Source organism: Hymenobacter nivis, from assembly GCF_003149515.1.
GTDB lineage: Bacteria > Bacteroidota > Bacteroidia > Cytophagales > Hymenobacteraceae > Hymenobacter > Hymenobacter nivis.
In genome coordinates this window covers 2334571-2347790 of the sequence record NZ_CP029145.1, presented here as the reverse complement: position 1 = coordinate 2347790, position 13220 = coordinate 2334571, and the positions used below count along the sequence as shown (strand labels likewise).

Sequence of the window (13220 nt, the reverse complement as noted above, 5' to 3'; positions counted from 1 at the left end):
GCCCGGGGCCCCAGGTTCGGCCGCTGGGCCCGAACTTTGGGGCCGCGCCGCGCCGGTGCCCAGCCCGGGCCCGAACAAAAACCGTGCAACCCGCCCGCGCCGCCCTTTGCCCATGTCCGATTTTCCCCGCATCCTGGCCCTCGAATCTTCCTGCGACGACACCGGCGCGGCCGTGCTGGCCGGCGGCCGCCTGCTGAGCAACGTGGTGGCCACCCAGAAAGTACACGAGCAGTACGGCGGCGTGGTGCCTGAGCTGGCCTCGCGCGCCCACCAGCAGCATCTGCTGCCCGTCGTCACGGCCGCCCTGCGCGACGCCGGGCTTACCAAAAACGACCTCGATGTCGTGGCCGTGACGCAGGGCCCCGGCTTGCTGGGCTCGCTGCTGGTGGGTGGTATGTTTGCCAAAACCCTAGCCCTGGCCCTGGGCAAGCCAATCATCATGGTGAACCATATGCGGGCCCATATCCTGGCGCATTTCCTGGGCCGCCCCGTGCCCACGTTCCCGTTTTTGTGCCTCACCGTGAGCGGCGGCCACACGCAGCTGGTAGTGGTGCGCTCGGCGCTCGACATGGAAGTCATCGGCCAAACCATTGATGACGCGGCCGGCGAGGCCTTCGACAAAACGGCCAAGCTGCTTGGCCTGCCCTACCCCGGGGGCCCCCACCTCGACCGCCTGGCCCAGCAGGGCGACCCGCGCCGCTTCGCGTTTCCGGTGGGCGCCATGGCGGGCTACGACTTCAGCTTCAGCGGCTTGAAAACGGCGGTGCTGTACTTTCTCAAAAAAGAAACGGCCAAAAACCCCGATTTTGTGGCTGAAAACCTGGCCGACCTCTGCGCCGGCATTCAGCACACGATAATAACCACGCTGCTGCGCCAGCTGCGCCGCGCCGTAGCCGCTACCGGCCTCACGCAGGTGGCCCTGGCTGGCGGCGTGGCCGCCAACTCGGGCCTGCGCACGGCCGTGCACGCCGAGGCGGCGGCCCAGGGCTGGCAGGTGTTCATCCCGGCGCTGGCCTTTTGCACTGATAACGCCGCCATGGTGGCCCAGGCGGCGCACTTCCAGTTCCTTGCCGGCGATTTTGCCACGCAGCTCGCCAGCCCCGATCCCCGTCTGAAATTGCGCTAACCCGCTGCGGGCTGGGCCACGGGGCCCCCAGCCGCGTATAATGGCCCCGACGAGCCGGGGCCCCCGGCTCCCTTTATTATGAAAGACAAAACGCCCGCCCCCGTCAACATCAAAAACCGCCGCGCCAGCCACGAATATTCCTTCCTGGCCAAGTACGACGCGGGCGTGATGCTGCAAGGCACCGAAATTAAGAGCATCCGCGAGGGCAACGTGAATCTGCAGGACGGCTACTGCCTGTTCCACACCGACGGCAGCCTCTGGATTCACTCGTTGCGCATCGCGCCCTACGCCCTCGGGACCTACAATAACCACGAGCCCCTGCGCGAGCGCAAGCTGCTGCTCAACAAGCGCGAGCTGAAGCAATTAGCCGGCAAAAGCCAGGACCAGGGCCTCACCATCATCCCCCTGCGCCTGTTCGTGACGGACCGCGGCTTCGCCAAAATCGAAATTGCCCTCGCCCAGGGCAAAAAGCTCTACGACAAGCGCAACGACCTCAAAGAGAAAGCCCAAAAGCGCGACATGGAGCGACTTTAAAAATATGAAAGAGGTGAAAATGAGCGGAATGTGGAAATGAATTAGCTGGCGGATATACTCGGTTGCCACTGCCTTCAACTCCTTCGTTCATTGTTCTAAATTTGCCCATTCTTTTGCCACTGCACTGAACACACCTTCACATTTTACATTAAGTTTTGACCCCCGGCATTTGCGCGCTGAGCGCCGTTCCCGTCCGCGCCGAGCCCACCGACAAGGCCGAGCAAACCACCCAGCTCCTGTTCGGCGAGTGTTACACCGTGCGGCAGAGCCAGGGCAAATGGCACCAGATTGAGGTGGCCGCCGACGGCTACGTGGGCTGGATTGACCACCTCCAGCACACGCCCGTGACGCCCGCCTACTTCGCCGCCTGGCAGGCCCAGGATCACCCCCGGGTGCTCGACGTGGTGCAAACCGTGAGCGACGAGGCCATCCGTATTCCGGTGCTATTAGGCAGCCGCCTGCCGTTTTTCGACGGTATGACGTTGCAGCTGGGCGACAAGGCGCTGTTTTTCAACGGCACAGCCACCAACCCTGGGGCCCCCGCCGATGCTACGCGCCAGGTGCAGCTGCTGCGCAAAATGGGCCAGCTCTACCTCAAGGCGCCCTACCTGTGGGGCGGCAAAAGCGTGTTCGGCGTCGATTGCTCGGGGCTGATGCAGCAGCTCTACGGTCTGGTGGGCGTGCAGCTGCGGCGCGACGCCGGCCAGCAAATCGAGCACGGCCACACCGTCGATTTCGTGACTCAGGCCCAGCCCGGCGACCTCGCCTTTTTCGACAACGCCGAGGGCCGCATCGTGCACGTGGGCATGGTGCTCGACGAGGGCCTCATCCTGCACGCCTCGGGCGAGGTGCGCCTCGACCCGCTCGACCACAACGGCATCTACAGCCGCACCCGGCAGGCGTATTCGCACAAGCTGCGCCTCATCAAGCGCCTGCTGGGCACGTAAAACGGGCCCCGGTCTGGTGTGCAGCAGCGCGAACTTTGTAGTTCGCGGCTCTCGCTTCGTCCTGCCGATAACCGGGCAGCGGTCGGGCAGCGACGCGAACTACAAAGTTCGCGCTACTTACTGCCCGACTGCCCCGTATGCCCATCGGAGAACGGCTTTAATATGGGCCCGGGGGCCCTGAACTTACCCGCTGGCTGCCTTGTTTATACGCGCAGAAACTCTTAGATTTCGGCGGGTTATCGGAGCCCGCCAGCGTGTATGGATCAAAAAGTATTAGTGCTGAATGGCGACTATACCGCCATCACCCTTTGTAGCGTGCAGAAGGCTTTTGTGCTGCTCTTCCTCGACAAGGCCGAGATGATTGCCAAGGCCGACGGAACGCTGCGCACCATCTCCCAGGCCTACCCCAAGCCCAGCATCATTCGTTTGCAACGCTACGTGCGTGTGCCCTATAAAGGCATTGCCTTGAGCCGCCACAACCTCTTCAAGCGCGACCATTTTGAGTGCCAGTACTGCGGCTCGACCAAAACGCTGACGCTGGACCACGTAATCCCCCGCTCGCGCGGCGGCGATTCGAGTTGGACAAACCTGCTTACTGCGTGCGCCCGCTGCAACCACGCCAAGGGCCACCGCACCCCCGCCGAGGCCGGCCTAACTATCCGCCAGCAGCCCAAAAAGCCCACCCTCACGGGATTTCTCAAGCTTTCGGCCGGCACCATCGACCAAACCTGGCACGACTACCTGAACTGACGCTGGGGCCCCCAGCTTGGGGTTTGAAGCCGTCTGAAAACTGGGAAGTCTGAAAATTCAAAATTGACCGTCATATTCATCTGGCGCCCGCGCAGTCGAAGCATCTCTCCCGCTGACTAATCATGAATTACTGCCGCGGGAGAGATGCTTCGACTGCGCGGACGCCAGATGAGCATGACGCCCTAAGGCATCTTCATATTAGAGCCAATAGCTACCTAAAACCAACCGGCCGCCGGGCCCCATCGCAAAATGGGGGCCCGGCGGCCGTTTCTTTGGCCCATGAAAAGATTCTGCCGGCTACTTCTGGCCCCTGCGGCGCTCGGCACGCTGCTGGCCGCCTGCCATTCCGACTCCAAACCGGCCGCCGTGGCCACCCCGCCGGCTGCCCCCGGGGCCCCGGCCGCCGCGCCGCTGGCCAGCGCCGGCGGTTCGCCCGGTGCGGCGTACCAAATCTACCGCGGCCAGCTGCCCGGGGCCCCCGACAGCCTCACGCTGCACCTGCTCACCACGGCCCAGCCGGTAGATGCCGACGTGCGAAGCGTTTTTGCCACCTACGCCGGCGCCGACGGCCACCCGTACCAGCTCGTCGGCCACCGTACGGCCACCCCCGATAGCCTCGTGCTGGAAGACATCAGCCCCGAGAAGCAGGCCCCCGGCAGCAACCAGGGGCCCCTGTGGCGCCTGCGCCGGCAGGGCGCCGCGCTGGTGGGCACCTACCGGGGCCAGCCGCTGCGCCTGCGCGAAGCCCGCCCCGCCGGGGCCCTGGCGCTGTTCGTGCAAACCTTCGCCGACTCCATCGAGGCGTTCCCAGGGAAGAAAAAATCGCCCTGGGGTCAAATCGAATTCCAGGCCGCGGTGCCCACCGACTGCCCGAAGGCACTTACCGACAACGTGCTGCGCCAGTTGAACGACGACAGCCTGCCCGGCCGCCCCGTGCTGCCGCTGATCCAAATCTGGGATCGGCAGCGCCAGCAGTTCGAAGCCAACTACCGCGAAGCCGCCGCCGACAGCCGCTCCGACGCGCCCGCCGATACGGCAGCGCCCTACGGTTACGGCCTGCGTTACCAGCAGCAAGCCGCCACCTACGTGCTCTGGAACCAGGCGCCGCTGCTCAGCTTGGGCTACTTCACCTATGATTTCAGCGGCGGGGCCCACGGCAACTACGCCACTCGTACCGTCAGCTACGACACGCGCACCGGCCAGCCGCTCACGTTCGCCGCCGTGTTCCGGCCCGACGCCCGGCCCCGGCTGGGCGCCCTGCTCGAAGCCGCCGTGCGCCGCACGCTGCGCATCCCCGCTGGCCAGCCGCTCGAAGGGCCCCTGCTGATCAAAAAAATCCCCGTCACCACCAATTTCTACCTCACCAGCGGCGGCGCCGTGTTCACCTATGGGCCCTACGAAATTGCGTCCTACGCCCAGGGCGAGGTCAGTGTCTTCATACCAATGACCGATTTGCAGCCCCTGCTGCTCCACCCCAACCTGGCCAGCTAGGGCCCCCACATCAGCAAAAAGCCCTGGCCGGAAATTAATCCGAGCCGGGGCTTTTGTGCGATTAATTAAGCGGAAGCTGCTTAGCTCGCCGCGCCGATGAACTCCAGCAGGTCCGCGTTCAAGCGGTCCTTGGCCGTTACGATGAGGCCGTGGGGCTCGCTGCCGTAGGTGAGGAGCTTGGCGCCGGGCACTAGTTTCACGGCGCGCTCGGCGCTGTTCCCCAGGGGCACCGTTTTGTCCGCATCGCCGTGAATGAATAGCGTCGGCACCTTGATAGTAGGTAAGTCTTGGCGGAAGTCGGTGGCGCTGAAGGCTTTCACGCACTCGGTGGTGGCCCGTGGCGTGCCTTGCAGGGCAATGCTCACGTTCCAGTCCAGGGTAGGCTGGCTCACAGGGTGGCTCAGGGTGCTGACGCCAAAAAACGGCTTCACAAACTCAGCCAGGAAGCCCGGGCGGTCCTTGCCAATGCCCTCAATCATGCCGTCAAACGCCGACTTGTCCACGCCGTCGGGATTGCCGTCGGTTTTCAGCAAGTACGGCGTCACGGCGCTCACGAACACCACTTTGTCCACGCGGGCCCCGTGGTGGCGGCTCATGTAGCGGGCCACTTCGCCGCCGCCCATCGAGAAGCCCACCAGCGTCACGTTCTGCAAGTCAAGCTGGTCGAGCACGGCCTTCAGGTCGTCGGCCAGCGTGTCGTAGTTGTAGCCGTCCCAGGGCTTGCTGCTTTTGCCGAAGCCGCGGCGGTCGTAGGCCACCACGCGCACGCCGTGCAGCGGCAGCTCGGCCAGCTGGTACTCCCACGACTGCAAATCGAGCGGCCAGCCGTGAATCAGCACCACGGGGTTGCCCTGGCCATAATCCACGTAATTAAGTTCAACCGGCTTGCCGGTAGCGTCAGTGCCTGCTTTGATGAATTCCATGAGGAAGTTTTGAATGTAAAACTGAACGGTTCTGCTTACGGAGTTCGCGTCCAGGAAGCCATCACGCCCGCGCCAAGATTTGGTCGTTTGCGATTGCATCCCGCGCAACAGCGAGGGACCAATGGTTAAACCCAGCCTGCAAAGCCACTAGAAAACAGTCATTTAATACGCAAACATTTCGCCCAATCGCTCGCACACCGCTTGGGTTGTAGCCACGGGCAAAAGCCCCAGCCGGCGCACCAGGCGCGCCTTATCAACCGACCGGAGATGGTCGAGCGCCACCTGCCCGTTCTTGCCCTGAAACTGGCAAGCCGCCCGCGACGGATAGTTGCGGCTGGCACTGGTCAGGGCCGCCACGATGACGGTGCGCAAATGCCGGTTCAACTCGTCGGGCGAGACGACCACGCATGGCCGCGTCTTATTGATTTCGCTGCCCTGCGTCGGGTCCAGGTTCACCAGCCACACCTCGAAGCGCTAGGGCGCGGCTACCACTGTCACTCGCTTTCTTCAAACGCGGCATCCGCGAAACCTTCCAGCAATTCGCCTTCCGGTACGGGCCCGGCGGCCATTGTGGCTTGCATTTGTTCTTCCCATCCCTGCCGGGCGGGGCTGGCGGCGGGCGTGATGAGCAAGCCCTCGGGCGTGGGGCGCAAGTCCACGGCCCTGGTTAGGTGGTATTGTTGCAGTAGCTTCTTGGGCAGGACGATTCCTTGGGAGTTTCCTACACGGATAAGGCGGGTATGCATAGGAGTGGATGCATGTACAAAGTAATTACAATATTTGATTGACTTAAGAGAAGCAATTCGGCGCAAACGTATTTTTAAAATTTATAAATATGGAAATTAGCTATAGAAGCTGTTTAGGAAGTAGTCAGGCGGGCTCAAAACAGAAAAGACTCCCACGGCAGAGCGAAATTTGAGGTGCGACCCATCTCCTTTCCCTCCGTCATGGAAGTCCTGCCCAAAGATATCATTACCGCCTGGATACTCCCCCATTTGCCCTTTAGCGCCCACGGCCGTCGGCGGGCGGCCCAGCCGGTGGAAGTCGTCGGCGCCATTCTCTACAAGCTCAAAACGGGTTGTCAGTGGCGCTGGCTGCCCGTGCGAGAATTGCTGCCAACCCACCCCCTGACGTGGCAGGGCGTCTACTATTATTTCAACCAGTGGCGCAAGCAAGGTGCTTGGAAACAGCTTTGGTTGAGCGTCTTGCGCTTGAACCACGCGGCGCTGGACTTGTCGAGTGTGCAACTCGATGGCAGCCACACCCCGGCTAAAAACGGCGGGGCGGCTGTCGGCTATCAAGGCCGCAAGGCGGCCCGCACCACCAACGCCCTGTTTCTGGCCGACAACACGGGCCAGCCCCTAGCCGTGGCCACGCCGCAAGCCGGCAACCACCACGATACGTTTGCCCTCGAACACGTCTTCGCCGAACTCTGTGAGCTGCTCGAACAAGCGCACCTGCGCCTGGAAGGCCTCTTTCTGAATGCCGACAAAGCCTTTGATGTCACTAGCTTGCGTCAGGCCTGCGCCCGGCGCGACATCGAAGCCAACATTCCCCGCAACCGGCGCTCGACCGACTGGCAAACGGATGATGACACGCCGCTGGACCCCGAACTTTACCGGCGCCGGCTGGTCATCGAGCAAATGAACGCCTGGCTCGACGGCTTCAAGACCCTGCTGGTGCGCTACGAAACCTGCCTGGAAAATTGGCTGGCCTTCCACTGGCTCGCCTTTGTCGTGCTGCTACTGCGTAAAATTACCCGACCACCCACTTCCTAAACAGCTTCATAATCAAAACTGACTTCTGAGAATTGCGCTCGGGTGAATTAGCCCATTCAAAAAATCCCGAATCGTTTTGGATTCCATAGTTAGAAGAGCGCCAAAACGTGTATCGGAGCCAAGCTGTAAGGCTCATCTTTGATATTGAGGGTGAAAATGAGGACGGGTCGATTGAAACGGTAGGTGAACGAATGTGGGTAATCGTGAGTGAAATAATAGGAGTCGCGTACATCGGTATTCTCGATAACCAGCCGGCGTGTTCAAATTTTGAAGACAATACCTGATTTGCGATTTGGAGTCGAAGTGCCTTTTCGGGCGGAACACATTGTTGATATAGATAATCCACTCCAAGAATACGTAGAGTGGCAGTTAGGTCAAACACCGGAAAGAATTTGGCCACGCAAATAGTTACTGCTGGTAATATGTACTTTACCATTTCCTAAACCGCCCCAAACCCCGTACCTTTGCGCCCCCGCCAGGGTGGCGGGCCTTGTGTGCTGGCGGTAATCGCCACGGCAAGTGCATCAAACACAACGCGTAACGGCCCGGGCCCCGGCTGGTGCGTGTAGCATAGGGGCCCACACCATTTAGTATGGCAGAAGTAATCGACGATTTCGATTGGGACAACGTTGGAGCCACGGGCTTCGGCGGCAACTACTCGGCAGACCAGCGCGCCGAGATGGAGAAAATGTACGGCGATACGCTGACGACCGTCCAGGAAGAAGAAGTAGTGAAGGGCACCGTGGTGGGCATTACCGACCGCGACGTGATCCTGAACATCGGCTTTAAGTCGGACGGCCTCGTGTCGCTCACCGAATTCCGCGACCTGCCCGACCTGAAAATCGGCGACGAGGTGGAAGTCTTCATCGAAGACCAGGAAGACGTGAACGGTCAGCTCATCCTGAGCCGCAAAAAAGCCAAAATCAAGCAGGCCTGGAAGGCTATTTACGATGCCCTCGAGCTGGATACCATCCTCGAAGGCGTGGTGAAGCGCCGCACTAAAGGCGGCCTCATCATGGAGCTGGACGGCGTGGAAGCGTTCCTGCCCGGCTCGCAAATTGACGTGAAGCCCATCCGCGACTTCGACATCTACGTCGGCCGCCGCATGGAAGTGAAGGTGGTGAAAATCAACTCCGCGTTCGACAACGTGGTAGTTTCGCACAAGGTGCTCATCGAGAAAGACCTTGAGAAGCAGCGCGAAGCCATTCTGAACAACCTGGAGAAAGGCCAGATTCTGGAAGGCAACATCAAGAACATGACCAACTTTGGCGTGTTCATTGACCTGGGCGGCGTCGACGGCCTGCTGCACATCACCGACATCTCGTGGGGCCGCATCGCTCACCCGAGCGAAGTGTTGCAGTTGGACCAGAAGCTGAACATCGTGGTGTTGGACTTCGACGAAGCCAAGAAGCGTATTTCGCTGGGCTTGAAGCAGTTGACTCCTCACCCGTGGGATTCGCTGCCGGCCGACTTGCTGCCCGGCTCGAAAGTGAAGGGCCGCATCGTGAACGTGGCCGACTACGGCGCCTTCATGGAAGTGGTGCCCGGCGTGGAAGGCCTCATCCACGTGTCGGAAATGAGCTGGAGCCAGCACCTGCGCAACCCGCAGGACTTCATCAAGCAGGGCGACGTGGTGGAAGCGCAGATTTTGACGCTCGACCGCGAAGACCGCAAGATGAGCCTCGGCATCAAGCAGCTGACCGAAGATCCGTGGACCCGCGGCGATTTCGGTGGCAAGTACGCCGTCGGCACCAAGCACAACGGCCTGGTGCGTAACCTCACTAACTTCGGCCTCTTCGTGGAGCTGGAGGAAGGCGTGGACGGCCTCGTGCACGTGTCGGACCTGTCGTGGACCAAGAAAATCAAGCACCCTTCGGAATTCGTGAAGGTGGGCGACCGCCTCGACGTAGTGGTGTTGGAACTGGACCTGGGCGCCCGTCGCTTAGCCCTGGGCCACAAGCAGTTGGAGGAAAACCCCTGGGATACGTTCCAGACGGTGTTCACCCCCGGCTCGGTGCACCGCGCCACCATCACCGAGAAATCGGAGCGGGGCGCTGTGCTGGAGCTGCCCTACGGCATCGAAGGTTTCGCCTACCCGAAAGGTCTGGTGAAAGAAGACGGTAGCAACGCCGAGAACGGCGAGGCCCTGGACTTCCGCGTGACTGAGTTCTCGAAGGACGACCGCCGCATTGTGCTCTCGCACACCGCCGTGTACAACCAGGCCGCGGCCGCCGAGGACGACAGCCGCAACGCCAAGTTCAAGAAGAAGCCTAACGCTAAGGGCGAGCCCCAGGGCGAAGGCAAAATGAGCGACCTGAAGAAGCCAGCCGACGACAAGTCGACTCTTGGCGACCTCGACGCGCTGAGCGCCCTGCGCGACCAGATGGCCGGTGCCGAGCGCAAGGCCGGCGAGCAGAAGCTCGCCGCTGCCAACACCAAGCGCGCTACCGAGCCCGCCGTAGCCGACGAAACTTCGGTGGCAGCCAAAGAGGCCCTCGAAGTGCCCCTGGCCGGCCCCGACAACGCGCAGGCGTTGGAAGATTCGGCCGCCGCTGAGTAAAGCGTTTTGCGCCTGATTCGTCGGGCGCGTAGTTGAGAAAAGCCCCGATACACTTTGTATCGGGGCTTTTTTTGCACCAGCCCTTGCCCAGCCCAACCGAGCTGCGTACCTTTGCGCTCCCGAAAGCCCTCCTGGTGACGTGACCGAGCGGCTAGGTAGAGGTCTGCAAAACCTCCTACGGCGGTTCGAATCCGCCCGTCACCTCTTTTTTTGCACAAAAAAGCCCCGCTGGCCCTTTGGCTAGCGGGGCTTTTTTATGCCTGCCAGGGCCCCAGATATGGTTTTAGGCTAGCTTATGCCTACATTTCGTGGCTGGGCTAAAGCGGCGCAGACCCCGCACCTTCCTCCGTCGTTAATTCATTTCGTTGATATGAAGATTGTTGACCTGCGCACGATGCGCGGCCCTAGCTATTGGTCGGTGAAGCACCATAAGCTCATCGTGGCCAAAGTTGATTTGAAAGAGTTCGCCGGGCAGTGGTCGTGTGCGGTGGCGGGGCTGTCCGAGCGGCTGCTGGCCCTGCTACCCAACATAAGCCAGGCCCAGCAGCCGGCGGGCCTGAGCGGGGCTGGCAACCGCCACACCGCCAAGCATCCCCCACTCACGCCGGAGCGCCTCACCGCCGGCGAGCCGCTGGGCCACGTCATCCAGCACGTGGCGTTGGAGTTGCAGCGCTTGGCGGCCATGCCCGTGTTCTGGGGTAAGTCGTACCCGGCGCGCGAACACGGCGTGGAGTACGTGGTATTTGCTTACCAGGAAGAGCGCGCCGGCCGCGCCGCTGCCGAGGCCGCCGTGGCCGTGGTGGGGGCCCTGTGCCGAGGCCAGGAGGTAGACCTAAAGCCCATCATTGCCGAGCTGCACGAAATCCGGGAGGAGGAATTCTTCGGGCCCAGCACCTACAGTATCGTGGCCGAGGCGGCTTCGCGCAACATTCCGTACATCCAACTCAAGAATACTTCTATTATTCAGCTCGGCTACGGCGTGAACCAGCGCCGCATCTGGGCCACCACCACCAGCCTTACCTCGCATGCTGGGGTGGAGGTGGCGGGCAATAAGAATCGCACCAAGGCCATGCTCGAAGATTCGGGCGTGCCCGTGCCCCGCGGCACCACCGTGTACTCGGAAAACGGGCTGCGCGACGCCATCGAAGAGTTGGGCTTCCCCATCGTGACCAAGCCGCTCAACGGCAACCACGGCAAGGGCGCCACCATTCACATTATGAACTGGGAAGACGCCGCCGAGGGCCTCAAGGCCGCGCAGGCGTACTCGCGGGCCGTGATTGTGGAGCAGTTTATTGAGGGCTTCGATTTCCGGCTGCTGGTGGTGAACGGCCGGCTCATTGCCGCCGCCAAGCGCACCCCGGCCGCCGTGAAGGGCGACGGCACCAGTACCATCCAGCAGCTGATTGACCAGGTGAACGAGGACCCGCGCCGCGGCGTAGGCCACGAAAAAACTCTCACCAGCATCAAGGCCGACGCCCACACGCTGGCCCTGCTGGCCAAGCAGGGGAGGGCCCTGGATACGGTGCTGCCCGCCGGTGAAGTGCAGTTCCTGAAAAGCACGGCCAACATCAGCACCGGCGGCACGGCCTCCGACGTGACCGACCAGATCCATCCCTACAACCTGCTGCTGGCCGAGCGCGTAGCCGGTATCGTCGGGCTCGATATCTGCGGCATCGATCTGATGGCCACCGACATTGCCGTGCCGCTTGACGAGAGCCGTGGGGCCGTGATTGAGGTGAACGCCGCCCCGGGCTTTCGGATGCACATTGACCCAACCGAGGGCCTGCCGCGCAACGTGGCCGCCCCCGTGGTGGACATGCTGTTCCCACCCGGCAGCGCGTCTCGCATTCCCATCATCGCCATTGCGGGCACGAATGGCAAAACCACTACCACCCGGCTCATCGCGCACTTGGTTGCCAGCACTGGCTACAAAGTGGGCTTCACGACTACCGACGGCATCTACATCCAGGGCGTGCAGCTGCAAAAAGGTGACTGCACCGGGGCCCAAAGCGCTGAGTTTGTACTTCGCGACCCGACCGTGAACTACGCGGTGCTCGAAACGGCCCGCGGCGGCATGCTGCGCTCCGGCCTGGGTTTCCACACCTGCGACATTGCCGTGGTGACCAACGTAGCCGCCGACCACCTGGGCCTGCGCGACATTTACACGGTAGAGGAAATGGCGGCCGTGAAGGGCGTGGTGCCCCGCACGGTGCGCAAAAATGGCTGGGCCGTGCTCAACGCCGACGACGACCTGGTGTACGGCATGGCCCGCACCCTGGAGTGCCAGGTGGCCTTGTTCAGCATGAATGAGCACAACCCGCGCATCCGCGAGCACGTGGAGGCCGGCGGCGTGGCAGCGGTGTACGAGGAAGGCTACATCACCATTTACCGCAACAGCTACAAGCTGCGCATCGACCGGGCGGCCGAGTTTCCGGTGACGTTCGGGGGCCGGGCGGGCTTCAACATTGAGAACAGCCTGGCGGCGGCCCTGGCCGGCCACTTGGCCGGATTCAGCCAGGACACCATCAAGACGGCGCTGCGCACCTTCGTGCCGTCGGCCACTAAGACGCCGGGGCGGATGAACGTCTACAAATTCCCCAAGTTCGAGGTCATCGTCGACTACGCCCATAATACGGCTGGCATCACCAAATTCGCCGATTTCATGGACGCCACCACGGCCACCCGTAAAATCGGCGTGGTATCGGGCCTCGGTGACCGCCGCGACGAGGATACGCTGGGCTTTGCGCGCATCGCGGGCCGCATTTTCGACGAGGTAATTCTGCGCCAGGATCGCGACCTGCGCGGCAAGTCGGCCGAGTTTCTGCGCGAAATCATGACCCGGGGCCTGCGCCTCGACAAACCCGACTTGCCCATCACCTACATCGAGAACGAGCCAGATGCCATCGACTACGTGCTGGCTAACGCGCCGGAAGGGTCCGTTGTCACGATATTCACCGAAAACATCACGGCCACAATAGCTAAGCTGGACGCCTACGAGAAAACCGTCTAGAACCGCAGATTAAGTGGATTTAACGGATAAGAACGGATTCTTTGGGATTAAAATTGGGACCCTGGGGCGGGCTGCCGGCTTTTCACCGGCTGTCCGCTAAT

General features: G+C 61.9%; 11 protein-coding genes and 1 tRNA gene. 9 read left to right on the top strand and 3 right to left on the bottom strand.

Translation table 11 applies throughout. The annotated features are described in order from the left end of the window. The first annotated feature begins 112 nt into the window (after positions 1-112). The 5 genes from tsaD to DDQ68_RS10420 all read left to right on the top strand — a co-directional run bounded on the left by tsaD (position 113) and on the right by DDQ68_RS10420 (position 4848). On the top strand, positions 113-1126 hold the full coding sequence (gene tsaD / locus DDQ68_RS10440; RefSeq protein WP_109656243.1) for a tRNA (adenosine(37)-N6)-threonylcarbamoyltransferase complex transferase subunit TsaD: 1014 nt from the start codon (positions 113-115) through the stop codon (positions 1124-1126). A gap of 78 nt (positions 1127-1204) precedes the next feature. Further along, positions 1205-1660: an SsrA-binding protein SmpB gene (gene smpB, locus DDQ68_RS10435; RefSeq protein ID WP_109656242.1), complete on the top strand. Its 456-nt coding sequence runs from the start codon at positions 1205-1207 to the stop codon at positions 1658-1660. A 155-nt stretch (positions 1661-1815) separates the two neighbouring features. Next, on the top strand, positions 1816-2607 hold the full coding sequence (locus DDQ68_RS10430) for a C40 family peptidase (RefSeq protein WP_245897401.1): 792 nt from the start codon (positions 1816-1818) through the stop codon (positions 2605-2607). 258 nt (positions 2608-2865) lie between these two features. Continuing rightward, positions 2866-3357, top strand: coding sequence for an HNH endonuclease (locus DDQ68_RS10425; protein WP_109656241.1), 492 nt, complete (start codon positions 2866-2868; stop codon positions 3355-3357). Positions 3358-3636: 279 nt separating this feature from the next. Then, positions 3637-4848, top strand: coding sequence for a DUF3298 and DUF4163 domain-containing protein (locus DDQ68_RS10420; RefSeq protein ID WP_162550020.1), 1212 nt, complete (start codon positions 3637-3639; stop codon positions 4846-4848). Between the two features lie 80 nt (positions 4849-4928). On the opposite strand, the gene DDQ68_RS10415 is transcribed toward DDQ68_RS10420, so the two are convergent. From DDQ68_RS10415 to DDQ68_RS10405, 3 genes are all read right to left on the bottom strand, one after another. After that, positions 4929-5771, bottom strand: a complete 843-nt coding sequence (locus DDQ68_RS10415) for an alpha/beta fold hydrolase (RefSeq protein ID WP_109656239.1) — start codon at positions 5769-5771, stop codon at positions 4929-4931. Positions 5772-5933: 162 nt separating this feature from the next. Further along, positions 5934-6236 (bottom strand): type II toxin-antitoxin system PemK/MazF family toxin, encoded by a 303-nt coding sequence (locus DDQ68_RS10410; protein ID WP_170121922.1) that lies wholly within the window; start codon positions 6234-6236, stop codon positions 5934-5936. A 29-nt stretch (positions 6237-6265) separates the two neighbouring features. Next, positions 6266-6517 (bottom strand): AbrB/MazE/SpoVT family DNA-binding domain-containing protein, encoded by a 252-nt coding sequence (locus DDQ68_RS10405; RefSeq protein WP_109656238.1) that lies wholly within the window; start codon positions 6515-6517, stop codon positions 6266-6268. Between the two features lie 201 nt (positions 6518-6718). Here DDQ68_RS10405 and DDQ68_RS10400 point away from each other — a divergent pair, with 201 nt between their 5' ends. The 4 genes from DDQ68_RS10400 (at position 6719) to cphA (ending at position 13119) form a co-directional block, all read left to right on the top strand. Continuing rightward, positions 6719-7549 (top strand): IS5 family transposase, encoded by an 831-nt coding sequence (locus DDQ68_RS10400; protein ID WP_109656237.1) that lies wholly within the window; start codon positions 6719-6721, stop codon positions 7547-7549. A gap of 592 nt (positions 7550-8141) precedes the next feature. Further along, positions 8142-10109 (top strand): 30S ribosomal protein S1, encoded by a 1968-nt coding sequence (rpsA, locus tag DDQ68_RS10390; RefSeq protein ID WP_109656236.1) that lies wholly within the window; start codon positions 8142-8144, stop codon positions 10107-10109. A 133-nt stretch (positions 10110-10242) separates the two neighbouring features. Continuing rightward, positions 10243-10313: transfer RNA gene (locus DDQ68_RS10385), tRNA-Cys, on the top strand. A 166-nt stretch (positions 10314-10479) separates the two neighbouring features. Next, entirely contained in the window at positions 10480-13119 is a 2640-nt protein-coding gene (gene cphA, locus DDQ68_RS10380) for a cyanophycin synthetase (RefSeq protein ID WP_109656235.1), read from the top strand. Positions 13120-13220: the final 101 nt, after the last annotated feature.

Excerpts from the sequence above, each read along its gene's own strand:
- DDQ68_RS10415 (WP_109656239.1), bottom strand. The coding sequence starts at position 5,771 with ATGGAATTCATCAAAGCAGGCACTGACGCTACCGGCAAGCCGGTTGAA.
- DDQ68_RS10425 (WP_109656241.1), top strand. The coding sequence starts at position 2,866 with ATGGATCAAAAAGTATTAGTGCTGAATGGCGACTATACCGCCATCACC.
- cphA (WP_109656235.1), top strand. The coding sequence starts at position 10,480 with ATGAAGATTGTTGACCTGCGCACGATGCGCGGCCCTAGCTATTGGTCG.
- rpsA (WP_109656236.1), top strand. The coding sequence starts at position 8,142 with ATGGCAGAAGTAATCGACGATTTCGATTGGGACAACGTTGGAGCCACG.
- smpB (WP_109656242.1), top strand. The coding sequence starts at position 1,205 with ATGAAAGACAAAACGCCCGCCCCCGTCAACATCAAAAACCGCCGCGCC.
- DDQ68_RS10400 (WP_109656237.1), top strand. The coding sequence starts at position 6,719 with ATGGAAGTCCTGCCCAAAGATATCATTACCGCCTGGATACTCCCCCAT.
- DDQ68_RS10420 (WP_162550020.1), top strand. The coding sequence starts at position 3,637 with ATGAAAAGATTCTGCCGGCTACTTCTGGCCCCTGCGGCGCTCGGCACG.
- tsaD (WP_109656243.1), top strand. The coding sequence starts at position 113 with ATGTCCGATTTTCCCCGCATCCTGGCCCTCGAATCTTCCTGCGACGAC.
- DDQ68_RS10405 (WP_109656238.1), bottom strand. The coding sequence starts at position 6,517 with ATGCATACCCGCCTTATCCGTGTAGGAAACTCCCAAGGAATCGTCCTG.